Origin of the sequence: Sphingobacterium sp. UBA865, assembly GCF_002295765.1 — a bacterium.
Lineage (GTDB): Bacteria > Bacteroidota > Bacteroidia > Sphingobacteriales > Sphingobacteriaceae > Sphingobacterium > Sphingobacterium multivorum.
Genome location: NZ_DBGB01000028.1, coordinates 1 through 26,763, shown reverse-complemented (window position 1 = coordinate 26,763; position 26,763 = coordinate 1). Strand labels below are relative to the sequence as shown.

Here is a 26,763-nt window from a genome sequence, read left to right as displayed (position 1 = left end):
ACCGCTCTTTTTGTAGGTATATTCGTTAAATTTAACCCTCAATACTAGGTACGCCAACAACTTCATTGGTATCAGCATTGTAATCGATACCCTCAAAATTGAAACCGAACAAATTGAAAAACTCGTTACGATAACCTTCAATATCTGAAATTTCCGCTAAATTTTCAGTTGTTGCTTTCTCCCACAATGCTGCAACTTCAGCCTGAACATCTTCACGCATTTCTAAGTCATCAACACGGATACGACCTTTTTCATCAAGCAATACTTTACCGTCAGCAGTATAAAGTCGCTCGGCAAACAAACGTTGCATTTGTTCAATTGTACCCTCGTGAATTCCTTTTTCTTTCATGACTTTGTACAATAAAGAAATGTATAAAGGAACAACAGGAATAGCTGAGCTTGATTGCGTAACCAAAGCTTTATTCACCGATACATAAGATACACCATTAATATCGCTCAAAATCGCGTTTATGGCAGGCACTGTTCCTTCTAAATCATCCTTCGCACGACCAATCGTACCATTACGGTAAATTGGATAAGTAAGTTCAGGACCTATGTAAGAATAGGCAACTGTTTTCGCTCCATCAGCTAACACACCAGCAGCTTTAAGATCTTCGATCCAAAACTTCCAGTCTTCTCCACCCATAACAGCTACAGTATTCGCAATATCTTCTTCATTTTCAACAGGCTGAATGGTAATATCTGAAATTACACCCGTATGGAAATCTACCGTTTTGTTGGTAAATGGTTCTTGTATCGGTTTCAAAACAGAAGCATGTGCTACCCCCGTTTTTGGATGCGTACGGCGTGGTGATGCCAAACTGTAAACCACTAAATCAACCTGTCCCAGATCCTTTTTAATAAGTTCAATAGTTTGTTTTTTCACTTCGTCCGAAAAAGCGTCGCCATTGATACTTTTGGCATATAATCCCGCCTCATGGGCTTCTTTCTCAAAAGCTGCGGAATTGTACCATCCGGCAGTCCCGGGCTTGCCTTCTGCCGCAGGTTTTTCAAAAAATACACCGATTGTAGCAGCTCCAGAACCAAATGCTGCAGAAATCCGAGATGCAATACCAAATCCAGTAGAAGCACCGATTACCAATACTTTCTTTGGACCATTCGCGATCTCACCTTTGGATTTCACGTATTCAATTTGATTTTTAATGTTTTGCGCAGCCCCTTGTGGATGCGAGGTTAAACAAATAAAACCTCTAGTTCTTGGTTGTATAATCATCTTGATTAATTTTCTTACTACTTGTTTTATTGATTAGGCAAAATAAGGAATTTTAAATGAGAAAATCGCGATAAAAATCAATTAGTTTTTGTTTCATTTTCATTTAAACGGACATTTGCTTACTTTCACAAAGTTAAGTATACATCGCATTCCACTTATTTATGCCAATCCAATTTACAATAAAAAAGAATAAAAAAAATGCACTTTTTTTAGGAACGCTAGCCGCCTTATTTTTTGCCAGTACCTTCGTTCTAAACCGCATTATGGCCGTGTCCGGTGGAAGCTGGCAATGGACAGCCTCCTTACGGTTTATTTGGATGCTCCCAGTCTTACTTATCATTGTTGCCATAAGAGGAAACCTCATCGATTTACTTAAAGAAATCAGATCTAACCTTTGGCAATGGCTTCTTTGGAGTACCATCGGATTCGGACTGTTCTATGCGGCGCTTACCTATGGCGCAAATTATGGCCCATCTTGGCTCGTGGCCAGCACTTTCGAATTCACCATTATAGCCGGCATGTTTATTGGTCCGTTGCTCGAAAAGAAAGGTCAGCGAAAAAGCATATCAAAAGCTTCACTCCTCTTCTCCATTCTAATTTTTTTAGGTATTCTTTTGATGCAAATTTCAGAAGCCCAGTCAACCTCCTTAAACAGCATGTTATTGGGAACCATCCCTGTATTGATCGGTTCCATTGCCTATCCCTTAGGTAACCGTAAAATGATGAAAATATCAAATAATAGGTTAGATGCTTTTCAACGCACGCTCGGGATGACGCTCTGTAGTATGCCATTTTGGATTATCCTGAGTCTATTTGGCTATTCTGATCATGGTTTACCAACTGATAGTCAGCTCTTCCAAACCTTTTTAGTGGCCATTTGTTCGGGGGTGATTGCAACACTTTTATTTTTCTCAGCTACTGATTTCGTTCATCACGATCATAAAGCCTTAGCAGCTGTAGAGGCAACACAGGCCATGGAAGTTATTTTTACGCTGCTAGGCGAAATTCTCATCTTGCAGGCGGCACTTCCAAATGTATATTCCTGTATGGGTATTGTATTGGTGGTCATTGGCATGATACTCCATAGTCGCACAAGTTAATAATCCCCTATCTTTTATCTGCTTGTAATGTTCTGCTTATTTTACTCAGGTTTAAGCTGTTGGCCATTGCCGAGAAAATATCATAATAGGTTCCTTTATGTGTGTATAGATCTTCATGTTGTCCTTTCTCCACCACCATCCCCTTTTCCATGACCACAATAGCATTGGAATCGATGATCTGGGAGATACTGTGGGAAACGATAATTACTGTACGGTCTTTCTTTATGGCATCCAAACTATTTTTAATCTGTTCGGTCGCAATGGCGTCCAAATTAGCCGTAGGCTCGTCGAGAAAAATAATCGGCGGATTTTTTAAAAACAAACGAGCTATAGCGATCCGCTGCTGCTGCCCCCCTGACAGCGATTGCGCATCTGAATCGTAACCTTTGGGCAAATCCATAATCTGCTCATGGATATAGGCCTTTTTGGCCGCTTCAATGATCTCTTCCCTGGAACTTCCCATTTTACCATATTCAATATTTTCAAAGATAGTTCCTTTAAAAATATGATTCCGTTGCAATACCATACCGATATGTCGACGGAGAAACGCTGTATCGTATTTTGCCAAGTCTACCCCATCCAAAAAAATTTGCCCACTGGTGGGTTCATAAAATTTATCCAATAAGTTGATAATCGTACTTTTCCCGGCTCCACTCAGCCCCACTAATGCCGTAATTTCATTTGGCTTGATCTCAAAATTTACATCCTTTAAAGCAACCGTCCCATTCGGATATTCAAAAAATACATTCCGTAACGCCAAATGTCCTTTTATCTGTGCCGGCTTATAATCTCCCTTTGATTCTATATACTCGTCAGATTCCAAAATTTCAAAGAAAGATTCCGAATAGACCAGGGCATCGTTTACTTCATCATAAATCCGGTGCAGCTGACGAATCGGTGCCGAAACGTTATTAAATAACATAATATGAAACATAATCGCACCAATGGTAATTTGGCCCGAGAGAACAAGATAGGCCGTTAAAACAATAATTATGACAACGGCAATCTGTTCTACGAAATTTTTAATGCTATCGTAAAAAAAACTTGTTTTTCGAGTTTCCATTTGATTCTCAGTCATTTCATATTGAATCTTTTCATGACGTTTCGCTTCTTCTGGCTCTCGAACGAAAGACTTAATTACCAGAATTGAATCGATCAAACTAATGATCCGATTATTTTTCGACTCCCGGTATTTGCGCATCTGCCTCCTAAAGCCCGTCAATCTAGAGGCTTGGGTCTGACTAATATAAAGATACAAGGGAATAACAGCCAATCCCACTAGACCTACGTATACATTAGCGTAGAACATACAGATTAATGCAATGATTGCATTGGCAAACAAAGGCAGAATATCAATAAAGAAATTTTGGACCAGACGTGTCAACGAACTGATCCCGGCATCTATCCGGGTAGCCAATTTTCCACTTTCATTGTCGCTTGAGGTATAGAAGGCTAACTTATAGGTTAAAATACGGTTTACAATGGATTGAGAAAAGTCACGTGCGATATAAATGCGAAGTTTCTCCCCGTAAAATTTCTGACCAAATTGCACAAAAGCGTAGACTATTTCTTTAATTAGTAAAATAATACTAATTATACCAACAAGATACATGCCCTTCGATAAAGGCTCCTTGGCGACCATCAGCTCATTAATTTGATCGACGGTATAACGTAAAATAAAAGCGTTTATTTGCGCCGCGAAAGACCCCACTACCGTTAATAGCAACGTATAAATAATCAGCTGACGATAAGGTTTGGCAAAGGGAACAATTTTCTTAAATAATTGTGGGATAGTCATTGAAATCGATTTAATACACAGGAAACAATTAAGCTACGGACATTGTTTAACTGAAAGCATACAATCAATTTGATCGCAACGTCGGGCTGACCTAAATTAGGAAGATATCCAAACCGTGAGGCCAGCTTCTTTGATAAGCGAATAACTTAAACGGTACTGTAAGGAATATGTCTGGCATGACACAAACAGGGCTATCCAAAATGAATAGCCCTGTTTGTGTGAAGTGATAGCCCCGCTACATTAACCAAAAATCCGATTTAACACTTTGGCAAGGCGTAAACCACCTTTGAGCATACATTGCTCCATAATATCCTTGTTTTGATAGACATAAGTGTACGATAAATTGGCGTTATTAGCTACGTCAGCATAAATCTTTTCAGCTAATTGATTTGATTCATACAACCAATTCGAGAGTTCCCCAGCCGCTAACTGCGCATTCTCTTTTTTATTGTTCACATCTAAAACAGTTGCAAACTCGGTGTAACTATACTTCTCATTATCAACCAAATCGCTATCCCATACACGATGAATATTCGATTTTTTTCCAAACCAGCTTACTTCAATCTTATTGCCTCCCTGATCCTCAGCACGGCTAACGTGCATGGGTTGATGCGCATCGCCCAAAATATGGATCAAGAAATACAGGTTTTGCTTTTGCTGATCCATTGGAAGAGTTTTATCTGCAAACGACTTCTCAATACGTAGCGCTGTCTTATAAAGATTCTCGTCGGCTGAACTTTCCAAACCCAATTGAAAATCAGCCCAGGGTAAATTCGAGTTTAAATTGATAAAATGGGAATTTCCCAGTTTTTTAAATTCAGGATTGGGATCTGATTTAATAAAATCGCCCCAGTTGGCCCAATAAGCCAGTTTCTGTTTTCCAATAATTTTCCCTATATTTTTTTTGGCTTTTTTTGTCAAATGGCGTTCCGCAATTTCGGCCACGACACGATGTCCCGTTGTACCCCACGCAAATACCGAAGAAAGCTGAAAACACATTGCCATTGCCAGCAAACCCTTAATCATTTTTTTCATTAGATTGTTGTTTTAAATGATGACGAAGTTCTTACCTGTAAAAAACGCTGTTCTCTTCACAAACTGGAGTTGAAAAGCGGAATCAAACCTGTAATAACTCATCTTACTATACTAAATGTTAATTATTTGAAAATATCGAAGGTATACTTCGCTGAGGACCAAAACTCATCCAGCGCAATTATTCGAGGCTTAAAAAAAGAAATGAGCTCAGCCCAGTCTGTCTCTTTAAAAACGCTGTAACCTGTTAAGCTTGTGTAGATCCGACAAATCGGTTTCCCATATTCGTCCGTTCCGTCCATGTCCCAAATCCACTCCTCTTCAAGAAGATCCTGCAACAACGCTTTAAACTGAAAAAATTGTTCTGCCATCAATGCCCTCAGTCCAGCATCAGGTTGTGACCACTGTATCGCAACAGTTGCCACTTTGTTATCCGCATCCATTTTGAAGTATAAATGCTTAATGCCTGTCTTGTAGTTGATCCAATTTACCTTATCCCCATCTGCAGAAGTATGTAAAGCCATAAATTGGCCAAACTTCGTCCAGAATAACTGTTTTAATTGTTTTATCTCTTCCCTTGAATACACCGATACAAATTTTAGTCAACAAAATTAGCAAAATAGCGCGGTATGTGTAAACCTTATTGGTATCAAAATTGTTGTTTTAACAATATATATTCGAAAGATGAACATGGATAAGAAAAAATCACTGTTACTGTTAGCTGGCGTCGCACTTAGCGCTGTGGCCTATAATGCCTTTAAGCCCGTCATCTCGCGACCTGACGTCGTCGATCCGTTTGACTTGGATAAATACCTTGGAAAATGGTATGAAATAGCTAGACTCGATTTTTATTGGGAAAAAGGCTTAAGTCAAGTTTCGGCAGAATACAGCAAAAATAAAAATGGTACAATACGTGTCAATAACCAAGGGTACTCCGAAGACAAAGAACGCTGGAAACAGTCTATCGGAAAAGCTAAATTTGTCAACAGCCCCAATGAAGGTGCACTTAAAGTGTCGTTCTTTGGACCGTTTTACAGTGGCTATAATATCGTAAAAATAACATCGGATTATAAATATGCACTTATTTTTGGAGACAACCTCGACTATATGTGGATTTTGGGCCGTGAAAGGGAAATTCCAGATAAAATAAGAAATGAATTTTTAACCTATGCCCTCCAATGTGGATATAAAACAGGAGATCTGGTGTGGACCAAGCACTAATCCTGTATAGATCAAACCTTAGTTAAAGATAGGGGCCAATAGCTGATAGTTTAACGTCTTGTCCTGCGAGACCACATCGGCTATTTCTTCAATATCCTCTGGGGTAATTGCATTTCTAATACCTGCATTGTAAAGGTTCGTAAGGAAAAATGCAGCTTCACGTTTTTCGTTAAGCGGCAAAATTGAACTCCCGACATAGAAATTTAATACAGATACAGCATATTCGCCAAACAGGTTAAAACCGAAATCACCATTTTTCTGGAGGCAATAACGCATCATTTTTTCAAAATCAGAACGCAAAGTATCTTTAATCTCAGTAGTCATTGAACATCTTTTTAGAGGCATAGTTGCCGAAAATAGTGTATAACAAGATACACTCTTCTCCTTGCAGGACAAAAATGCAAAAAATATCCCAAATAATGTACCGCGAAGTAGTAGATTGTTTGGGATAAATGGAGCGTTATGCTACGAATGGTTTACAATGCTTCTGCATGTTGAGAAACATCCAAGCCAAGCTCTTCATCTGTTTCTTCGACGCGCAATGGAGCGATAAGATCGGTGATCTTCAATAGTACCAATGAACCCACGAAGGCAAAAAATGACACCGCAAATAACGCGACCATATGGACAAAAAACAATTTCGTCTCGCCAAAAAATAGGCCATTGTCCACAACAAGTGGATTAACATTATGGTGAGCAAACACACCGGTAAGTACCATACCAACCATACCGCCTACCCCGTGACAAGGGAACACATCCAACGTATCGTCTATACTTGTTTTGCTTCTCAGATATACAACCAGATTACTAACCAAAGCACCAACCAAACCAATGATCATCGCATGTGGAATACTGACAAAACCAGCTGCTGGAGTAATCGCAACCAAACCAACAACGGCACCGATACACGCCCCCATTGCTGAAGGTTTTTTTCCACGTATGATATCAACAAATATCCATGCTATGGCGGCCATGGCCGATGCAGTAGTTGTGGTCGCAAAAGCATATGCTGCCAACGAATTTGCTCCACCAGCAGAACCGGCATTAAATCCAAACCAGCCAAACCACAGGAGTGCTGTACCCAATATCACATAGCTTATACGTGCGGGATTATGACTTTGCGTCTTACGTCCTTTTAAATAAATAGCAGCTGCCAACGCTGCCCAACCAGCTGACATGTGCACAACTGTACCACCGGCAAAATCAAGAACACCAAATTTTGCCAATATACCTTCTGGATGCCAAGTAGCATGTGCCAATGGCATATAAATAAAAATACTGAATAGGATAATGAATAGCATAAATGAATTGAAACGAATACGTTCCGCAAAAGCCCCAGTAATTAATGCCGGTGTGATAATCGCAAACTTCAATTGAAACATGGCAAACAAAACCAAAGGTATAGTGGGAAGCGCTCCCCAAGCAACATTCCCTAATGTACCTTTCATCATAAAAAATGTACGCGGATCACCCACAATACCACCGATATCATCGCCGAAAGCTAAACTAAAGCCAACAATGACCCAAAGGATTGTCATTAAACACATACATATAAAGCTTTGCATCATCGTTGAAATTACATTCTTCTTGCTAACCATACCGCCGTAAAAAAAGGCAAGTCCAGGTGTCATAATCAACACCAATGCAGAAGAAGTCAACAGCCAGGCCGTATCTCCCGTATCAAATTCTGTCTTGTTTAAGTCAGACAAGTCAATCGAGGGAAATACAAGTCCTAATACTCCCAAAAGAACTAGAACAATGAGTGGAATAATTTTTTTCATTTGTTTAAACTGATTAGTGTTTTCAATACATTAATAAAATTGTTAAAAAAATACAAGAACAAAACAAAAAGCTACTTTCTCTTATAATTTTTTCAAATATAAAGTCTTTTTATTAAAAAAATACCATGTTATTTTATTTTTTATGATTTTTTTACATAATTTCACGAAAACAAATACAAAAATCACAATAATCACTTTATTTTTAAACCAAAAACCAAACAAAACAAGCAAAAAAAAGATAATTTCACCCAAAAACATCAAACAAATCAAACTTAAACCAAAAAAAAACATGAAAAGACTTCTAACAACCGTCATTTTATCGACATTTCTAATAAACACAGCCACGTGCCAAGAAGAAACAAAAGAAAAAGAAATAGAAATATCCGGATCAGTAGACACCTATTGGAAATATGATTTTCAAAACAAACCCAACATCAACACCTATTTTACGGAAGACAACAATTCTGTGTCTATTGGCATGGTGGATTTGGCTGTAAAAAAGAAGTTTAAAAAAGCATCATTTGTCGGAGAATTATCTTTTGGCCCCAGAGGGCAGTATCGATCCATTATGAATGGTGATGGCCAGGCCGGCGATGACAAAAACAGTTTCCACATCCAAAATTTATATGTAGGCTATGATCTAACCGAGAAGCTCAATCTTACTGCAGGATTCATGGGAACATTTGTGGGTTTTGAAGTAATATCGCCCACATACAACTTTCATTATTCAACTTCCTATTTATTTGGCGCCGGCCCATTTCAAGACGCAGGTTTAAAAGCTACCTATAGTTTCTCAGACAAAGTAGCCTTAATGGTCGGACTATTTAACGACTGGAACGTCTATCAAGATATGAACGGAGTTTCCCATGTCGGATCACAACTGGCCTATACCCCCAATGACAAAAGCAGCTTCTATCTCAATTTTCTGACAGGATCGTCCGCTGGCGGTAAAAACAATTACAGTTCCGGGACCTTGGTCGATCTCGTTGCTAATTATGACTTCACCTCAAAATTTTTCCTTGGATTAAATGCTACAAATTATAAAAAGAGAGATGGTGGCGGTTACTCTGGAATAGCACTTTATCCAAGAATTCATTTTTCAGAAAATTTTGGCCTAGGATTACGCGAAGAGTTTTTCCAAACGCATAAAGAGGAAGAAAATGGAATCCCTAGTTCCAATATCCTCGCAACCACCTTAACAGCAGAATACAATTACCATGGATTCAAATTTATTCCCGAAATCAGAATTGACAAAGGAAATACCGAACGATTCATCAAGAACGACTTAAGCCCAACTAAATCTGCAGGACAATTTCTATTGGCCTGTGTATACAGTTTCTAAAGAGCATTCCATTACACCAAAGAAAAGGGCAGGTTACACTGCAATGCCCCCAAAAGCGAGACACTTTCTGGGGGCATTTTTATGAGAAAAAACATAGTTTGGAATTCAAACTTAGCCTTGTCGATCGGATCGTTCAAGGCTATTGTTCAGCAAAAAACACTTACCGTACACTTATCGAAACATGCCGATCCATAATACGATCGGATTCGGGCCCATCTGCCTTATACTTGGCAAACTGTGAACCGTACCCCTCTGCACCGATTACCTGTTTGGAAAGCTGCTCTTTACCCAGGTAATCCTTTACAGCTGTTGCGCGCTCAAGCGATAACTTTTTATTAAAATCCTCATTACCTGTTTTGTCGGTATAACCACCGATCTTAATATTGGCTGCAGGAAAAGCCTTTAATATCGCCGCAAGATTACGCAGTTGCACCTGGCTTTCAGGCAACACCTCGGCTGTACCTGTTTTGAAATTCAGGTTATCGAAATCAAACCAGGTATTTTTCAGGGAATCCTCACCGATCGACTTATAATCGGATTTTAGAAATTGGACCAACTGATCTTCTATCCCGCCTTTAAATGCAGCAAGTTTGACACCATCTGGCAAGATGACCTCCGTCTGCTCGCGCTCCACTAAACTGGAACCTGTTTTCATGGTACTTGAATCCACCATTGCACTGTTCACACTGGTGTCGGTAGCACCGTCTTGCTTACTGCCGCTGCAGCCTTTTCCAAATAAAAACCAGAGTAGAGCCAATATAACCAAGGCGATTAAAATCTTCCACCAACCGCCACCGGACCCGCTTCTGGAACTGTTTTCAGCTATCGCTGCCCGCGACTCTCCTGTTCTCGGCAATGACAAAGGCTCTTTATGTGCTTCCAACTCATTTGCCGGATTAATGGAGCTTGACTTATGACTATCGACCTCCTTGACAACATCAACAGGAACTGCAGGTTCAGTCACCGACTCCAAAGGTGGAGAAAAATGCGCCCCATCGAAAAGCTTTCCAAAGGCACCTAAACCTAAACCCGCTGGCACAGCAGCAGCAAAAGCTGTTTTATTTTCCTGCAAAACATGACCGATACGTTCAAAATCCCAATTTTGTCCCTTATTTGTTAAACTGGAGAATATCGCTGGCAGAGAAAAATTCATTAATTTCCCAATGGAACTACCATCATAGCCCAAATAACCGGCAACGGTACTCAAAACGGTATCCAGGCCACTACCAAATATTGATCCCAGTAGCCCAGCCGAATTCTCACCTTCCACCGCACGATCCCCTGCAGACTCATCCGCGTTTGTCACACCGCCGAGAAGTCCTTTGAGATCAAAATCCGCGAAATGCTGCTTGGCCTTTTCAAGTATTGCCGAAATTCCACCGGAATCGGAATGTTGGCTTAAACCTAAAAACAAGGCGGGAATTGTTGCATTCAACCCCTGCTTCACCCCCTCTTTATCCTGGTTTAAAACTTGCCCTATCTGAGCGACCGCTTCTTCGTCAAAAAAGTCCTTCGCCCCTTTTAAAAGCTGATTTTCCATAATCTTCGTTTATTTTTAGTTTTTATAAAACTCTAACAAACAAAGGTTTAATTTGTTTACTCAATACGATTTACTGATCAAAATCACCCGAAAGCCATTTCGGAAGAACAAACTCGGATGCCAAATGAGCCCATCGGTAGTTCTGCCAATTAGCTTTACTGATCCACAGCACTTCGTCCAGCTCTTCGTAAGCCTCAAATGCATGACGCTCTGCCAGTTTAATTAAATAGATATAGCCCACGACAACCGTATTAAGCTCATTTACGGCTTGCGTACTGTGGCTTCCGATAAACCGTATTTCCATCCCGCCCACGTCATACTGAAGCTCCTCCTTGAGTTCGCGAATTAAGGTCTCCTCACGGCTTTCTTCCGGAGCTACCTTCCCGCCGGGCAGCTGAAAATAGCTAGAACCTTTTTTACGAACCATCAGCAAATCTCCTTCCGGGGCAAGCATCACCCCCGAGCAAATAACAATTTTGTCCATATCACTTATTTCACACTGATTATTTCAGACCACAAAACTAACTTTTTATCCATCATCAAAGAAATATATCCCCCGCATTCAAGACAGCTCTTTACAACCAAATTTCACACCAAGTGAACGTCATAACCTCGAAAATCTGTTAGGGTTCACAAAACGAATATTAAAGGTTTAACGGTAATTCTTTTTCTTTCAACTGCAATAAAATTGCAAATAATAAACTAATTATCTAAGTTTAAGGTATAAAACGATAATCTATACATCCATATATGAATCGAAGATTAACCTGTTTCATACTAAGCATGTTGTTTCTATTGCCGGGATGCCGGCAAGATAAGAAAAACACAACAAAGACCAATCAGCAAACTGAACAGCGAAAACCTACACCTCCTAAAGAGCAGGTTGAGAAGAAAAAAGTATTTACGGCTGAGGATATTATCCTAAAAAAAGAGCTGCTTTACAACAAATACACCCTGGAGGACAGTTATCCCTATAAAGATACCACGCGAGGTTTTCAATGGGATAAAATCAAGGAACGCCTGGCCTTTATCGAAAATTTTCAACAGTCTCCATCGCTGTACGGCGTTCTACAAAATTATCAAAATGAAAAGGGCGAAGCGCCAACAATCCAGAATTATAAGCGGGACTCTTATAAACGCGTGTCCGACAGTTTCAATGTCGAACGCTATCAAGCGGCACCCCTCTACGATCTTAACAGCGCGAAGGCCGTTCGTTACGGTCGGGACGGCTGGCTCGTTCGCGTACAAGGCCCCGAAAGCATCGCACGGATTCCGATTGAGGGTATTTCATTCGAAGGGAAATATACCGTACCCAAAAGATATCTTCGCATCATTAGCGATACCGTACAGTTCAACATTATCAATGTTGTCGATGTGAAGAACCAAAATATCTGCACCTTGGAGAAGGTCGGTAACGAATGGCTTGTCCGAAGCATGAACCCCGTGACGAGTGGCCGGCACAAACCTCCCCATGCCCAGGAAACACCGACAGGCCTCTTTGTGGTCCAGGAACACAAATCCAAGATGTTTTACTATGAAGACGGTACCAAAACTTATGCCGGATTCGCCCCCTATGCTACCCGATTTACCGCTGGGGCCTATATACATGGGGTTCCAGTTAACAATCCCAACGGCAGCATCATTGAATATAGTGAGAGTCTGGGCACAATACCCAAGTCCCATATGTGCGTCAGAAATGCGTCATCTCACGCTCAATTTGTCTATAAACGGTCAAAAGACCTCGCTTCGCTGGTTGTTGTTATTGATTAACAATATTTAACATTCTGTAAATCAAATATGTATTATCTTTAATCATTAATTTTGTAAACATCTACACAGAAAAGGGAGAAGAATGGGAAATACGTTTATGTTTCTTTTGATGGCACTTAATACAGCACTGTCCTCACAAGAAGAATTAAAAACAACAGATCAACAAACCACCAGCACTCATCGTATCAATGTCGAACGTCAACATACCGAAGTTGACTCATTGTATGATGAAATGAATCTAGGCAAAGTATTAAAATACGAAGCGTTTCGTCAAGCAATGGAAGGCAGAAAAGAACTTCCGATCCACAACAAGGACATCATGACCGTCATCGATTTTTCATTGGCATCAACGGAAAAGAGGCTTGTGGTACTCGATCTTGCGCACAAAAAAGTACTATTCAACACGCTGGTCGCACATGGAAAAAATAGCGGTGAAAACTATGCCGTCAATTTTTCAAATCAACAGGAATCACTTAAAAGTTCTTTAGGATTCTTTACAACAGAAAACACCTACAATGGCGAGAACGGCTACTCTTTGGTTTTAAATGGTCTTGAAGAGGGGATAAATGACAATGCAAAAGCACGATATGTTGTGATGCATGGCGCCGACTACTGTAGCACAGGAACAATAGCAAGTTTAGGCAGACTTGGCAAAAGCTACGGCTGCCCCGCGGTTCCAAGAGAGTTTGCAGGTCCAATCATTAACACAATCAAAGATGGAACGTTGTTGTTTATTTACGCTGACAACTCCGAATACCTCGCAAAAACACGTTTGATCCATCAACCTAATATATTAATGGCTCAATTTCAAAAAAGACAGTCCGCCTTTGATCACGAAGGATAACAACAAAAAAGCCTGATAGAAATATTTCATCAGGCTTTTTTATGTTGTAAATCACTGTCCGACAGAGCACCTTCGCATTCACGTTAAGCTAAGATTTATGCTTTTTCTTAAATTTCAACATCCAATTGTAAATTGCATCGTCATGAAACAGTCGTTCCACGCTTCCGTGTGTGCCCCCTTTTATTACATTTAAGCTCACATTTGCTTCCGGATCCTCTCTTTTTATCGCATTCATAATTTTTCGGGATTCCGAAATTGGCACAGCACGATCAGCAGTACCATGATGAAGCCATATCGGCACCTGCGTCAGGTTAGATGCATACTGACTCGATCCACCACCACATATTGCAACGGCAGCAGCCACCCTTTCAGGATATTTGCCAGCCACATCCATTGTGCCATAGCCTCCCATACTCATGCCGCAAACGTAAATACGATCGGGGTCGGCATTGTAATGTTCAATAACATAGTCAACAATTTCGATCACTTTGTCTGGATCCCATCCTCCCCGGGACTGTGGTGCAACAATTATCCCAGGTACATCCTGCCCTTTATTGATGGCATACAATACACCGTAACGCTTTACACGGTCTAAATTTGTCCCGGACAAACTTCTTCCGTGCAAAAACACAAACACAGGCTGCTTTTCAGATTCCAATGAATCCGGTGCAGCATCTTTCAATAGAAAGGGATAAGCAGTCTCCCCTTTTATAGCGTGTATCTCCTGCGCATTTACGCGCATCAACAGCATAAAGAAAAAACAGATATACAGGTAAATTTTTCGCATACTTCTTGTCTATGACTATCTAGCTTAATTTTGGAGCACTAAAAATACAATTAAATGACTTTTATGGTATGCATTTAACATGTTTTAACACTTCGATTTCGTGAACATAGCCATTCAAAGAAAAGAAAGGCCTCATTCCTTATTAGCACAAATTGATCATTTGAAAGATTCCATCCAATTATAATTGCATTTCATGCCAAAATTATCTTAGTTTGTAACATTGTCGCAAAATATCCAAGCTCTCACATGAAAATATTGCATACCGCCGATTGGCATTTAGGAAAAAGATTGGACAGTTTTTCCCGGATAGATGAACAAGTACTGGTCATGGACGAAATCGTTCATATCGCAGATCGGGAAAACGTGGATCTGGTGATCATCGCAGGAGATCTGTTCGATGCCTTCAATCCAGGTGTGGAAGCCATTGAGTTATTTTACCGAACCATCAAGCGTCTTACAAAGAATGGCATGCGCCCTGTAATAGCAATCGCAGGCAATCACGATTCACCTCATTTGATTGATGCACCCGATCCTTTGGCAAGAGCGTCGGGGATCATCTTAATCGGGCATCCTCATGCTGTGGTCACTCCTTTCGCAACAGAGGGTTTCACCGTGTTACAGTCAGATACAGGCTTCATCGAATTAAGCTTGCCGCAATTTGACGACCCGATTCGTATTCTTCACACAGCCTATGCCAATGAAATACGCTTAAAACAGTATCTAGGCGAAGAGAAAGAAAGTAAATTGAATGAAGTGTTAGCGGCAAATTGGCAAAAAATAGCCAATACCTATTGCGATGATAAAGGCGTCAATATATTGACGGCACATCTTTACATGAATAAATTGGGCAGTCCACTTTTAGAGGAGCCAGATGGCGAAAAACCGGTCAAAATTGGTAATGCAGACTTAATCTATTCAGAGGCCATCCCGCCGCAGGTCCAATACACGGCATTAGGGCATATCCATGGTTATAAAAATATCGGTTCGGCTGAGAAACCGGTAATTTATGCATCTTCGCCCCTATGTTATAGCTTTTCGGAGGCTGGGCAAACTAAATACGTTGCGCTGGTGAATGTATCGGCCGGCGAACAAGCAATTGTCGAGCGCATTCCATTGACTCAGGGCAAACCGCTGGTCCGAAAATCATTCGACGATATTGAGCAGTGTATATCTTGGTTGTCTGAAAACCCCAATGCATTGGTGGAGCTCACGCTGAAATCGGAGACCTTCTTAAAAGCCGAGGACCGCAAGCGAATCTATCAGAGCCATTCGGGAATAATCTACCTCATTCCGCTCATTAAGCAGGATGAGCAAGAGCTGCTTGAAGCCAAAGAAATTAATCTTACACAAGACATGTCGACTTTATTCAACGATTATTTTAAATCCAAGAACGGCAACCAGGCACCCAATGATGACATCCTCGATCTTTTTCGCGAAATCCTAAACTCATAATCCATGATTCCATTAAAGTTAACTCTAGAAGGGATATACTCATATCAAGAACGTCAGACGATCGATTTCACTGCGCTTTCTCAAGCAGGTCTTTTTGGTATCTTCGGTGCTGTGGGTTCCGGCAAATCATCGATATTGGAAGCAATTACCTACTCCTTATTTGGGGAAACAGAACGCCTGAATGCACGGGATAAGCGCGCTTATAACATGATGAATCTAAAGTCTAACCGATCTTATATTGAGCTTGATTTCGTCAACTTTGAAGACCGTACATTTAGAATTACCCGCGAATTTAAACGCAATTCCAAAAATTTCGATGATGTGAAATCGCCCACGGTTGTACTCTACGAAAAAATCAATGAAGCATGGGTCCCACTAGAAAGCAGCAATACACAGCATATCATCGGATTAAGCTATGAGAACTTCAAGCGGACAATCATCATTCCTCAAGGACAGTTTAAAGAGTTTATAGAACTCGGAGCCAAGGAACGCACGGATATGATGAAAGAAATTTTTCAGCTGCATCGATTCGACCTGCAGGATAAAGTTTCCAACCTCTATAAAAAAAATCAGTCCGAACTGGATCACCTCAACGGTCAATTAATCGGATTTGATGAGGTCACAACCGAACTGATAGAAACGACCGAAACAAATCTCCAACTGGCAGTCGAGTCCTTTGTCGTCCTTGAGTCGTCGTACAAGGCGCATCATGAAAGGTTCTTAAGCCTCAAAAAACTCAAAGAGGATTTCTTAGAACTCCGAACAGTGAAAGCACTCTTTCAGCAATTGCTAGAACAAAAAGATGAAAAAGAAACTTTACGGTTAAAGTTAAATCGCTTTGAGGAAGCGCAAACCAACTTTCTACATATTCTTAAAACTAAGGAAAAATTAGCGGCGGAAGGCCTAATTACACAGAAAAGAGTAGAAACCGAAAAGCAAAGACAGGCCGAAATTCAACAGCTAATCCAGGAGCATTCCTCAAGTCTAAATCTGTTGAAATCACAATATGAGCTGCTACCACAGCGTCGTATTCAGGAATTGGACCTGGAATTGATAAGCCAATTGATTACGTTTTCAAATGAAATCAAGAGTTTACAGGATCGGGCGCAGAAGGGACGCAATTTTGTGCAGGAAACGAAAGATCAACAACGACATTATAAAGCCAGAATTCAGGAGACAGAAATTCAAATCGTCAGCCTAAAGCGAGCAAAACCCTCATCTCAAGAACTCATGGAGCTGGGTCAGTGGTATACCAAGCAGCAGAGCATCCAGCAGCAGGAAGACGACCTGAACAAACAGGCCATTGATTTAGAAAAAAGCATAGCCATACTGAAGAATGAACTCCATACCTTCCATCCTGATCTCGAAGAATTTCGATCCAATCATCCTCTTGTCGTCAATGCCCTCGAGCAAAAACTTCAAGCACTCCAAGATGAAAAATCTCATCTTCTCCTGCAGCAAAGGCTGACCCAATATGCAGAAAACCTTAAAGCAGGCTCCCCGTGCCCACTATGTGGAGCTTTGGAACATCCCGCCATCAATCAAGGACAGGATATTTCTCACCAGGTTGCCGCTAATGAGAAATTGATTACTGAGACAAATGAGAACCTTAAGCACCAACAAGATCAGCAATTTCAGGTCGAGAAACTTCAGCTACGTTTGCAGTCACTAAATGATCAGCAACAAGATCTACATACGAAAATACAGCTGAATGCCCGTAACAAAATTGCGCATGCCCAACAATTTACATGGGCCGGTTATAGTCCTACGGATGAATCCAGCTACACATCAAATAAGCAGGAGCTTGCCCGGATCGAAACGCAACTAGCAAAAGTGGAGCAACAACTTGGCGAACACCAGGCTACACTCGCCTCCGTTGAGGAAAAGCTGGAGAAATACAATAAAGCACTGCATCAGTTTGAACGTGATGAAGCAAGCAAACAGGCCCAGATTAATCTAAATATGGGGAATCTAAAAACGCTGCGCTGGTCCGACTATAAAATGCGGGAGTCCGAAGCAGTCGAACAGGAATATACTGCACTGAAAAGATCGAATTTTGAGATTGAGCGCGACTACATTGCTTTAAGCGAACGATTAAATGAGTTAAACAGTCAATTTGCAGCCCAAAACAGCTTGGTACAGACCATTGTTGAACAGCTCGGACATATCGAACGTGAAAGTCAAGAGGCCGATGTCACGCTCCAACAGCTACTTGAGGCGTCACCCTTTGAAACGTTGGAAGAGATTCGGCAAATCCTCGCGGAGAATTTGTCTGTCATACAGATCCGACAAGAGCTGGAGCAATTTCAGATTCAATTTGAAACGGTGAAGGCACAGATCAGTCAGTTGGAAAAGAAACTCGTCGACCAGGTATATGACGAAAACCAATTTCTCGCGCAGGAAAAAATCCTGGATGAGAGCGCCCAAGAATTGAAAGCAAGCACAGAAAATGTTGCCCGACTTCAACAAGAGCGCGATCAGCTAAGAATCGCCTATGCTAAAAAGGAAAATCTCCAGCAACAACAGATCAAACTAAGTTTACGCCACGATAATTTGAAACAACTTTTTAATCTATTTAAAGGTGCGGGCTTTGTGCAATATGTTTCTTCGATTTATTTACGGCAGCTGTGTGATCATGCGAACATTCGTTTCCATCGCATGACCCGCAATCAACTTAGCCTGCAGCTGAATGACAACAATGAATTTGAAATTATCGATTATTTGAATGAGGGAAAAAATCGCAGTGTAAAAACACTATCCGGTGGACAGGCATTTCAGGTATCCCTAAGTCTGGCTTTGGCCTTAGCAGAAAGTGTACAGTCTAATTCGCGTGCGACCAGAAACTTCTTTTTTATCGATGAAGGCTTTGGAACACAAGATATCACTTCTGTTAATATTGTTTTCGAAACCCTATTAGATTTACACAAGGAAAACCGCATCGTCGGTATTATTTCACATGTTGAAGAGCTCAAAGAACGTATTCCAGTATCCCTTTCAATAGAAAAGGATGAAGAGCGTGGCAGTCAAATTTTTATCAATTAATTCCGTTTTATTTTGTATATTAGTTATAGCGGTTCCGCTGAACGAGCCTGATCGCTATAACCAACAAAAACAAAAGATTATGGGCTTATTTTCAAACAATAAAAAAGGAAAAGGGTCTCATCCTTTTTTTCATAAGGCGACCAAAACAGTAAGCAGCACGGCCTTTTCAGCTAAAGAAACCAGTCAAACAAGGACGGTACAATCCATGCTTTTTGTCAAACAATACGATATACTAACGATCTTAAGGGAGGTTTTAATGCCGCAGAATCAAAACTAAAATTAAGCAGATTTCCATCTTCCATACTAACGTGAATGATGTTGGCCCTACATGTAAACGTAAACAGACTATGTTTACTACGCACGATTAGTGCCTAGGTTAAAGAAAGTCTAGGTACAGCATAGCGTATAAAGCTATCAAAATTTAGCAAAACAACATGATTGCTAATCACTGGGAACCAGAACTTCACAATTGGCTTTAGGGCAGAAAAAAGAAATACAATAAAACATTGAAATTATAAAAAAGAAAGTTTATTTTAACCAGACAAAACTTTTTCCAAAAAAATATTGTCATACGATAAATAACAATCGATAGACAGTATATTTGTCAGCTATATGAAGTACAAACAAATCAACAATAATTCCATCAATCAAATCATGCTAATCGTCATCATATTGGCGATATGTATATTGATCTTTACAAGCTTATTCTACTACCTCCCCGGTTTTCTGGGAGCAGTTACCTTATATATTCTTTTTAGAAAAATCAATTTTAAGTTGACTGAAGAAAAAAAATGGAATAAATCTTTCGCCAGTATTTTATTGATATTATTGACTATCATATTCTTGGTTGGGCCACTCTATCTGTTAATCAACTACATGGTACCTCAGGTAACAGAAGTCATTAGCAACAAAGACGATCTGATGCACAAGTTTGACTCGATCAAAACGTACTTTAAAGATAGCCCCTATTTAAGCAATATCGATCTTTCTGATACCGCCTTAATGGGAACGCTTCAAAAAGCAGCTAAATTTATACCCAATATTCTGAATTCCGTTGCGGAAGTTGGTGTCAATATACTGGTAGCGCTATTTGTGTTGTATTTTATGTTGGTTAGCAGCAAAAAACTAGAACAAACCATTTATCAAGCGATCCCTTTCACCCAAACCAGTAAAGCCGAGTTGTGGAAAGAATTTGATATGATGGTAAAATCCAATGCAATCGGTATCCCGATTTTGGCTATATGCCAAGGTATTGTAGCGGGGCTTGGTTATTGGTTCTTTGGCTTGGAGAGCCCGATCTTTCTGGGAATTCTTACCGCAGTTTCCACTATAATCCCAATTTTGGGAACCATGGTTGTGTATCTACCGGCAGCGCTTTTTCTATTGGCGAATGGACAGTCCGGAAATGCAATAGGTCTTGCCTTATATGGTATCATTATTATTGGTAGTATTGATAATGTACTTCGATTTACCATATTGAAAAAGTTGGGTGACGTTCATCCCTTAATAACGGTATTCGGTGTTTTGCTGGGATTAAACCTATTTGGTATGCTGGGATTGATCTTCGGTCCACTAATCCTATCTTGTGTGGGTGTATTATTGAAGGTGTATAGCATTGAATTTGGAAGAAGTACGCCAGAAATTATTCAATCTACCTCATTGACAGACTCAAAGTCTACGCATGACGGTCCTGACATCATTGAATAAAGGAACTGCAACAGGTTAAATTGTTTTGATCACAACATGCATTAATATCCAGTATACTGTCATAAATGAATTTCTACGATTAAGAATCCCTTTTTTTTCATAGTTTTGATCATTAGTATAATACATTCTTCAATACTTTCTACATAAAAATTGACGATGTATTAAGCATAAACATTAAAACGATAAAATCACGAAAACTGATTTAAAAGCAAACGTATTCTATGAATAAAAAGATAATCTTAGGAGTGACAGCGTTATTGGCCGCCGGCATTCTTTCCTCATGCAACAACAACAAACCGAAAACAGATCAAACTGCAAATACTACGCAGGAAGCCAGTGCTGACAGCCATGATCATGCAGGTCATGATCATGCAGACCACGATCCTAGTCAAGCTGCGCCAAAGCAATCTTCCGACCCTGCAGCCATTCTTCCTAATTTCACATTTTATCAGCTTCGTTCGGGCATCCGTGTTACGCAGGAAAACGTTGCTAAAGACAAGAATACCGTTTTTATTCTATTTGATCCCGGGTGTAGTCATTGCCAACATGAAGCTACGGAGCTTGAAAAGAATATTGATCGTATAAAAGACGTCAATATTTATTATATTTCCATGAATGATCCGGCCTTAGTACTAGGTTTTTTTGACACCTTTGCACCTAAACTATCCAAAGCATCCAACGTAGAGGTATTGATTGATAAAGACCAAACGTTTATACAGACCATTCACGTACCTTCACAATTTCCCGCAAATTACGTCTATGGTGCGGACGGAAAACTAAAAGCACATTGGGAAGGTGAAAAAAATATTAACGAAGCAATAAGCCAATTTCATAAATAATCTGAAATGCTAAACATAGCAATCAATGGATTCGGACGCATCGGTCGGAATACACTACGTAATATCTTTTTACGGGAGGCTTTCGATGAACTGCAGGTCATTGCCATCAATGACCTGACAGATACGAAGACCTTAGCCCACCTATTTAAATACGATTCTGTACATGGTCCTTTTCCTGGCACCGTGACACACGATGAAAAACATATTATTGTCAATGGTCTTTCCATCTTGGTTACCAATGAAAAAGATCCTGCAGCACTGCCCTGGCAGGAGCTTCAAATTGATGTTGTCATCGAATCTACAGGGTATTTCACCAGTCGTGACAAAGCGGCTCTCCACCTGGAAGCTGGTGCAAAAAAAGTGATTATCTCCGCCCCGGCACAAGATAAAGACATTCCAACAGTGGTATTGGGCATTAATGACAGTGTCATTGATCTATCTGCTTCGATTTTATCCAATGCCTCCTGTACAACAAACAATGTTGCTCCCCTCGTTAAAATATTGGATGAAAATTGGGGCATCAGAGATGGCTATATTACCACGGTTCATTCCATGACGGGAGACCAGAATCTTCACGACGCACCACATAAAGATTTAAGGAGAGCGCGGGCAGCATCGTCGGCGATCATTCCAACAACTACTGGTGCCGCTAAAGCGATTACCAATGTTTTTCCGCATCTGCAGAATAAACTTGGCGGAGCCGGGATACGTGTCCCCGTACTCAACGGTTCATTGACGGACTTTACCTGTACGCTCGAGAAAGAAACCACTATAGAGGAAATCAATAAAGCATTCAAAGCTGCAGCAGAAGACGAATTAAAAAACGTATTATTTTATACAGAAGACCCCATCGTTTCGGTAGATATCATCAATAACCCCTATTCATGTGTATTTGATGCGCAGTTAACCTCGGTAGTGGGCGGTCTGGTCAAAGTTGTGGGCTGGTATGACAATGAATTTGGTTATTCCAATCGTTTGGTTGACCTTCTGATCAAGATCGATAGGCTCGCATAAGTTTGCTACCTCATCATCATCTTAGGATAGGTGGCGGCATAAAAAAAGCGTCCTTGCCAATTATAATTGGCAAGGACGCTTTTTTTTCTTCATGCATTAATTTTACATTTCCCCTTCAACGCCTAATCCAAATAACGCAAAATCATATTTGACCGGATCCAGCGGATCCAGTAAACGCAGATTGGCTGTTAATTCCTGGGCTGTTTTCCAATTCACTTTATCCAGCGTAATTAGACCAAATTTGCGGGCAACACGCTCGACATGGACATCACAGGGACAGATGAGATCTTTTGGGGACAGGCGGTGCCAAATACCAAAATCTACACCTTTTGTATCTTTTCTGACCATCCAGCGTAAAAACATATTGATCCGCTTGACGGTTGACTTCTGTGCTGGACTACTAATGTGCTTCCGCGTGCGAACAGGATAATCAGGTAAGGAAAAGAAATAGGTTTTAAAGGCATTCAATGCCATTTCTAGGTCGACCTCTTCCCTGTTCTCCTGTCCTACGAGAAAAGCATCCTCCAAAGATTCGAAATGCGCATAGTGATGCTTAAAAAAAGAAACAAAATAAAGAATGTCGGTATCATTGAAGGTACGGTGCTTAAATCCCAGCAAGGTCTTTAAATCCTGTTCTTGGTGATTTACAATATAATCGTATGGCGAACCATCCATACGAGCCACCAGTTCATTACATTTATTGATAATCGTCTTTCTTTGTCCCCAAGCCATGATGGAAGCCAAAAATCCCATGATCTCAATATCCTGCTTCCGGGAAAATTGATGGGGAATCGATATGGGATCATTTGGAATAAAACCAGGTTGATTATATTCATCAACTTTCTTATCCAAGAAATCTTTCAGATCAAAATCAACGGCCATACTAATCCTTATCTTCCAGTTTGAAGAATACCTTTACAAATCTTTGCGATCAAGCCTGGGCCTTCGTAGATAAAACCGGTATAAACTTGAATGAGACTGGCTCCAGCATCTAACTTCTCAATGGCATCTTTCGCCGAATGAATCCCCCCTACACCGATGATCGGAAATGCCTTGTTGGATTTTTCACTTAAGTAGCGAATCACTTCCGTTGAACGTTTGGTCAAAGGACGTCCACTTACACCACCCGCTTCATTGATCAGCTCCTGTTGGCTCTGTAAGCCTTCTCTTGAAATCGTCGTATTCGTTGCGATAACACCTGCAATTTGAGTTTCCAAAACGATCTCGACAATATCATCCAATTGACTATCCGTCAAATCGGGCGCTATTTTAAGCAAGATGGGCTTCGGAGCCGATTTTGCGATATTGAGGCTTTGTAAAGTATTCAATATATGTTTTAAAGGCTCCTTTTCCTGTAAATCCCGTAAGCCCGGTGTATTCGGAGAACTCACATTGACAACAAAATAATCCACGTAGTCAAACAATGCATTGAAGCAATAAATATAATCATTGACAGCTTCTTCATTGGGTGTCACCTTATTCTTACCAATATTTCCCCCTATTAACAATCCTTTTCGATCCTTTAGATTTTTCAATCTTGTAGCGGCAACATCTGCCCCCTGATTATTAAATCCCATTCTATTGATCAACGCTTCATCGGGAACAAGGCGGAACATCCTGGGTTTATCGTTGCCCGGTTGCGGCTTAGGAGTTACCGTTCCAATTTCGATAAAACCAAATCCCAAATTAGTCATATCCGCAATATATTCCGCATTTTTATCAAAGCCAGCAGCAAGGCCCACCGGATTTTTAAATTTCAATCCAAAGACTTCGCGTTCCAAACGTGGATCTTCCACGGTAAAAAAAGCATTCAATAATTGTTTGGCGCCCCAAATTTTTGAGAAAACATTCAATCCACCGGTCACTTTATGGTGAGCCGTCTCCGGATTCATTGTAAAGAATATAGGTTTGACTAATTTATACATAATCGCAAAGTTACTCAAAGAAGAAGAAATATTCATTACTTTTGTACTTTTGCAGTTGAAATGATATCAATAAATAATTTAACATTTGAAATAGGATCTCGCGCTTTATATGACGAAGCAAACTGGCATATCAAACCAGGAGATAAAGTTGGCTTGATCGGTGCCAATGGTACAGGTAAATCGACTTTACTTCGCCTTATTGTCGGTCAATATACGCCCACATCAGGAACGATTTCCATGGCGAAGGACCTTAAGATTGGTTATTTAAACCAGGACTTATTGTCGTACCATTCTGAAAAAAGCATTTTGCATGTTGCCATGGAAGCTTTTGAGCGCCAAAATCAATTACATGCCGAAATCGAGGACTTACTCCACAAACTAGAAACAGATTATTCGGATGAAATCCTGAATAAACTAAGCGATAAACAAGTAGAATTTGAGGCTTTAGATGGTTATAACATCGAATTTAAGGCCCATGAAATCCTTGCCGGTTTAGGTTTTTCCGAAGAAGAACAGAAAAGACCATTGGCCACTTTCTCCGGAGGATGGCGTATGCGGGTTATGCTTGCCCGTATCTTATTGCAAACTCCAGATATTCTGTTATTGGATGAACCGACCAACCACATGGACTTACCTTCCATCAAATGGCTGGAGAACTATCTGCAAGCATTTGATGGCGCCATTGTGATTGTTTCCCACGATCGATATTTTCTTGACCGCATCATCAAGAAAACCGTAGAATCACGTAAAGGAAAATTAACACTTTATGCAGGTAACTACAGTTTTTATCTTGAAGAGAAGGAACTACGGAATGAATTGCAGGCCAATCAATTCAAAAACCAGCAAGCCAAGATAAAACAGGAAGAACGCCTTATCGAGCGTTTCCGCGCCAAGGCTTCTAAAGCCAAAATGGCGCAGTCGCGCATCAAAGCATTAGATCGCTTGGAGAGAATTGACGATGTAGACGATGACAATCCTACGGTAAACTTCAGCTTTAAATTTTCAAAACCTTCGGGGCGCCACGTCGTGACATTGGAAAATATTTCCAAGTCATACCCTAACCTGGAGATCCTAAAAAATACTTCAGCCATTATAGAAAAGGGTGATAAAATAGCCCTAATTGGTGCCAATGGTAAAGGTAAATCTACTCTCTTACGTATCGTGGCCAATGCGGATCACCAGTTTGAAGGAAAAGCAGAACAGGGACACAATGTTTCGCAGACATTTTTTGCGCAACACCAGCTGGAAGCGCTGCACCTGGAAAATTCCATCCTTGCCGAGTTACAAACTTTTGCACCGAAGCATACAGAGACTGAATTGCGCTCGATCCTTGGATGTTTTCTATTCACTGGTGATGATGCATTCAAAAAGATCAAAGTACTCTCCGGAGGTGAGAAATCGCGTGTGGCCCTTGCAAAAGCATTAACCGCGGACGCGAACTTCTTAGCGCTCGATGAGCCTACCAACCACTTGGATATGCAGTCTGTCAACATTCTGATCCAGGCCTTGCAGCAATACGAAGGTACATTTATCGTTGTCTCCCACGATCGTTATTTCTTAGACAATGTAGCAAACAAAATCTGGTACATTGAAGACAAACAGATCAAGGAATACCCAGGTACCTATCAGGAGTATGAAGAATGGGCTGCAAAACGCGTCGTAAAGGCGGACGTAAAAACGGAGAAAAAAATCAAGGAAGAACCCAAAGTAAAGAAAGAAAAGCAACCACTTACGGAAGATAAAACACGTTTGTTGAGTAAAAAAAATAAGGAGCTAACGTCTTTTGAACAAAAAATTGAAGAGCAAGAAATTTTAGTTAAAAATTTAGAATCAAAACTTGCCGACGAAGCAGTGTATTCGGATGCGACTAAGTTACAGGAAACTACACGCTCTTACAACTCAGCGAAGGCATTATTGACGCAATTTCAGGAGAGTTGGGAACAGCTGGCGGAAGAAATCATGGAATTGGAAAATGGTTAATTTTTTTGGCTTAAAATCAGCTTATTAAACCTCAAAGCATGATTTTAAGCCAAAATTATTTGCAGGAACAGGATTAAAGCCCTACTTTTGCATCACTTCAAACAAGGAACGACAGTTCAAAATAAAGAAGTAAGATTCCGTAGCTCAGCTGGTAGAGCAATACACTTTTAATGTATGGGTCCTGGGTTCGAATCCCAGCGGGATCACTGAGAAGAGCTAATCGCAAGATTGGCTTTTTTTTGTGTTAATAACAAAAATCAATCAGATCATTCTGCATTAAACGGATCAAGTAGACTTCTTGGGGGAATATCAAAAATTTCCTAGTTTAGCATTTTTAATACAGATATCCCTTGCA

At 40.4% G+C, this 26,763-nt stretch carries 23 protein-coding genes and 1 tRNA gene; 13 read left to right on the top strand and 11 right to left on the bottom strand.

Features of this window, described 5'->3' with window-relative positions; translation table 11 throughout:
- Window positions 1–31 precede the first annotated feature (31 nt).
- On the bottom strand, window positions 32–1,234 hold the full coding sequence (gene fabV, locus B2O97_RS15535) for an enoyl-ACP reductase FabV (protein WP_112376488.1): 1,203 nt from the start codon (window positions 1,232–1,234) through the stop codon (window positions 32–34).
- A gap of 161 nt (window positions 1,235–1,395) precedes the next feature.
- On the opposite strand from fabV, the gene B2O97_RS15530 reads away from it, so the two are divergent.
- Entirely contained in the window at window positions 1,396–2,334 is a 939-nt protein-coding gene (locus tag B2O97_RS15530) for a multidrug resistance efflux transporter family protein (RefSeq protein ID WP_112376487.1), read from the top strand.
- Window positions 2,335–2,341: 7 nt separating this feature from the next.
- On the opposite strand, the gene B2O97_RS15525 is transcribed toward B2O97_RS15530, so the two are convergent.
- From B2O97_RS15525 to B2O97_RS15515, 3 genes are all read right to left on the bottom strand, one after another.
- The gene (locus B2O97_RS15525; protein ID WP_112376486.1) at window positions 2,342–4,132 is read right to left on the bottom strand and encodes an ABC transporter ATP-binding protein; all 1,791 of its coding nucleotides are present in this window, start codon (window positions 4,130–4,132) and stop codon (window positions 2,342–2,344) included.
- A gap of 240 nt (window positions 4,133–4,372) precedes the next feature.
- A complete protein-coding gene (locus tag B2O97_RS15520; protein ID WP_070568908.1) occupies window positions 4,373–5,167 on the bottom strand; it encodes a S1/P1 nuclease in 795 nt (264 codons plus the stop codon).
- A 122-nt stretch (window positions 5,168–5,289) separates the two neighbouring features.
- A complete protein-coding gene (locus B2O97_RS15515) occupies window positions 5,290–5,751 on the bottom strand; it encodes a DUF4268 domain-containing protein (protein WP_070568910.1) in 462 nt (153 codons plus the stop codon).
- 103 nt (window positions 5,752–5,854) lie between these two features.
- Here B2O97_RS15515 and B2O97_RS15510 point away from each other — a divergent pair, with 103 nt between their 5' ends.
- On the top strand, window positions 5,855–6,385 hold the full coding sequence (locus tag B2O97_RS15510) for a lipocalin family protein (RefSeq protein WP_070569098.1): 531 nt from the start codon (window positions 5,855–5,857) through the stop codon (window positions 6,383–6,385).
- Window positions 6,386–6,403: 18 nt separating this feature from the next.
- Here B2O97_RS15510 and B2O97_RS15505 read toward each other — a convergent pair whose 3' ends face one another.
- Both B2O97_RS15505 and B2O97_RS15500 read right to left on the bottom strand, forming a co-directional pair.
- A complete protein-coding gene (locus B2O97_RS15505) occupies window positions 6,404–6,709 on the bottom strand; it encodes a hypothetical protein (RefSeq protein WP_112376485.1) in 306 nt (101 codons plus the stop codon).
- Window positions 6,710–6,861: 152 nt separating this feature from the next.
- The gene (locus tag B2O97_RS15500; protein ID WP_112376484.1) at window positions 6,862–8,166 is read right to left on the bottom strand and encodes an ammonium transporter; all 1,305 of its coding nucleotides are present in this window, start codon (window positions 8,164–8,166) and stop codon (window positions 6,862–6,864) included.
- Between the two features lie 289 nt (window positions 8,167–8,455).
- On the opposite strand from B2O97_RS15500, the gene B2O97_RS15495 reads away from it, so the two are divergent.
- A complete protein-coding gene (locus B2O97_RS15495) occupies window positions 8,456–9,508 on the top strand; it encodes an outer membrane beta-barrel protein (protein WP_112376615.1) in 1,053 nt (350 codons plus the stop codon).
- A 160-nt stretch (window positions 9,509–9,668) separates the two neighbouring features.
- Here the strand turns inward: B2O97_RS15495 and B2O97_RS15490 are convergent, their stop codons facing one another.
- Both B2O97_RS15490 and B2O97_RS15485 read right to left on the bottom strand, forming a co-directional pair.
- Window positions 9,669–11,048, bottom strand: a complete 1,380-nt coding sequence (locus B2O97_RS15490) for an OmpA family protein (RefSeq protein ID WP_286767657.1) — start codon at window positions 11,046–11,048, stop codon at window positions 9,669–9,671.
- A gap of 70 nt (window positions 11,049–11,118) precedes the next feature.
- Complete coding sequence (locus tag B2O97_RS15485; protein WP_053003618.1) at window positions 11,119–11,532, bottom strand: NUDIX hydrolase; 414 nt, start codon at window positions 11,530–11,532, stop codon at window positions 11,119–11,121.
- Window positions 11,533–11,798: 266 nt separating this feature from the next.
- On the opposite strand from B2O97_RS15485, the gene B2O97_RS15480 reads away from it, so the two are divergent.
- Window positions 11,799–12,818, top strand: coding sequence for a L,D-transpeptidase (locus B2O97_RS15480; RefSeq protein ID WP_204991135.1), 1,020 nt, complete (start codon window positions 11,799–11,801; stop codon window positions 12,816–12,818).
- 82 nt (window positions 12,819–12,900) lie between these two features.
- Window positions 12,901–13,662 carry a murein L,D-transpeptidase catalytic domain family protein gene (locus tag B2O97_RS15475; protein ID WP_236586050.1) on the top strand — a complete coding sequence of 254 codons (762 nt, stop codon included), beginning with the start codon at window positions 12,901–12,903 and terminating at the stop codon, window positions 13,660–13,662.
- An 88-nt stretch (window positions 13,663–13,750) separates the two neighbouring features.
- Here B2O97_RS15475 and B2O97_RS15470 read toward each other — a convergent pair whose 3' ends face one another.
- Window positions 13,751–14,449: a prolyl oligopeptidase family serine peptidase gene (locus B2O97_RS15470; protein ID WP_053003619.1), complete on the bottom strand. Its 699-nt coding sequence runs from the start codon at window positions 14,447–14,449 to the stop codon at window positions 13,751–13,753.
- Between the two features lie 246 nt (window positions 14,450–14,695).
- Here B2O97_RS15470 and B2O97_RS15465 point away from each other — a divergent pair, with 246 nt between their 5' ends.
- The 6 genes from B2O97_RS15465 (at window position 14,696) to gap (ending at window position 22,503) form a co-directional block, all read left to right on the top strand.
- A complete protein-coding gene (locus B2O97_RS15465; protein WP_112376482.1) occupies window positions 14,696–15,901 on the top strand; it encodes a metallophosphoesterase family protein in 1,206 nt (401 codons plus the stop codon).
- A 3-nt stretch (window positions 15,902–15,904) separates the two neighbouring features.
- A complete protein-coding gene (locus tag B2O97_RS15460) occupies window positions 15,905–18,943 on the top strand; it encodes an AAA family ATPase (protein WP_286767656.1) in 3,039 nt (1,012 codons plus the stop codon).
- A gap of 79 nt (window positions 18,944–19,022) precedes the next feature.
- Complete coding sequence (locus tag B2O97_RS15455) at window positions 19,023–19,220, top strand: hypothetical protein (RefSeq protein WP_139145072.1); 198 nt, start codon at window positions 19,023–19,025, stop codon at window positions 19,218–19,220.
- A gap of 335 nt (window positions 19,221–19,555) precedes the next feature.
- Window positions 19,556–20,650, top strand: coding sequence for an AI-2E family transporter (locus tag B2O97_RS15450; protein WP_070568932.1), 1,095 nt, complete (start codon window positions 19,556–19,558; stop codon window positions 20,648–20,650).
- Window positions 20,651–20,871: 221 nt separating this feature from the next.
- Window positions 20,872–21,489, top strand: a complete 618-nt coding sequence (locus B2O97_RS15445) for a TlpA family protein disulfide reductase (protein ID WP_070568934.1) — start codon at window positions 20,872–20,874, stop codon at window positions 21,487–21,489.
- 6 nt (window positions 21,490–21,495) lie between these two features.
- On the top strand, window positions 21,496–22,503 hold the full coding sequence (gene gap, locus B2O97_RS15440) for a type I glyceraldehyde-3-phosphate dehydrogenase (protein ID WP_286767655.1): 1,008 nt from the start codon (window positions 21,496–21,498) through the stop codon (window positions 22,501–22,503).
- Window positions 22,504–22,605: 102 nt separating this feature from the next.
- Here gap and B2O97_RS15435 read toward each other — a convergent pair whose 3' ends face one another.
- Both B2O97_RS15435 and B2O97_RS15430 read right to left on the bottom strand, forming a co-directional pair.
- On the bottom strand, window positions 22,606–23,385 hold the full coding sequence (locus B2O97_RS15435) for a TIGR02757 family protein (RefSeq protein ID WP_172462523.1): 780 nt from the start codon (window positions 23,383–23,385) through the stop codon (window positions 22,606–22,608).
- 8 nt (window positions 23,386–23,393) lie between these two features.
- Window positions 23,394–24,428: a quinone-dependent dihydroorotate dehydrogenase gene (locus B2O97_RS15430; protein WP_070569103.1), complete on the bottom strand. Its 1,035-nt coding sequence runs from the start codon at window positions 24,426–24,428 to the stop codon at window positions 23,394–23,396.
- A gap of 60 nt (window positions 24,429–24,488) precedes the next feature.
- On the opposite strand from B2O97_RS15430, the gene B2O97_RS15425 reads away from it, so the two are divergent.
- Together B2O97_RS15425 and B2O97_RS15420 are read left to right on the top strand one after the other, a co-directional pair.
- Complete coding sequence (locus tag B2O97_RS15425; RefSeq protein WP_112376478.1) at window positions 24,489–26,408, top strand: ABC-F family ATP-binding cassette domain-containing protein; 1,920 nt, start codon at window positions 24,489–24,491, stop codon at window positions 26,406–26,408.
- 133 nt (window positions 26,409–26,541) lie between these two features.
- A tRNA-Lys gene (locus B2O97_RS15420) sits at window positions 26,542–26,614 on the top strand.
- The last annotated feature ends 149 nt before the right edge of the window (window positions 26,615–26,763 follow it).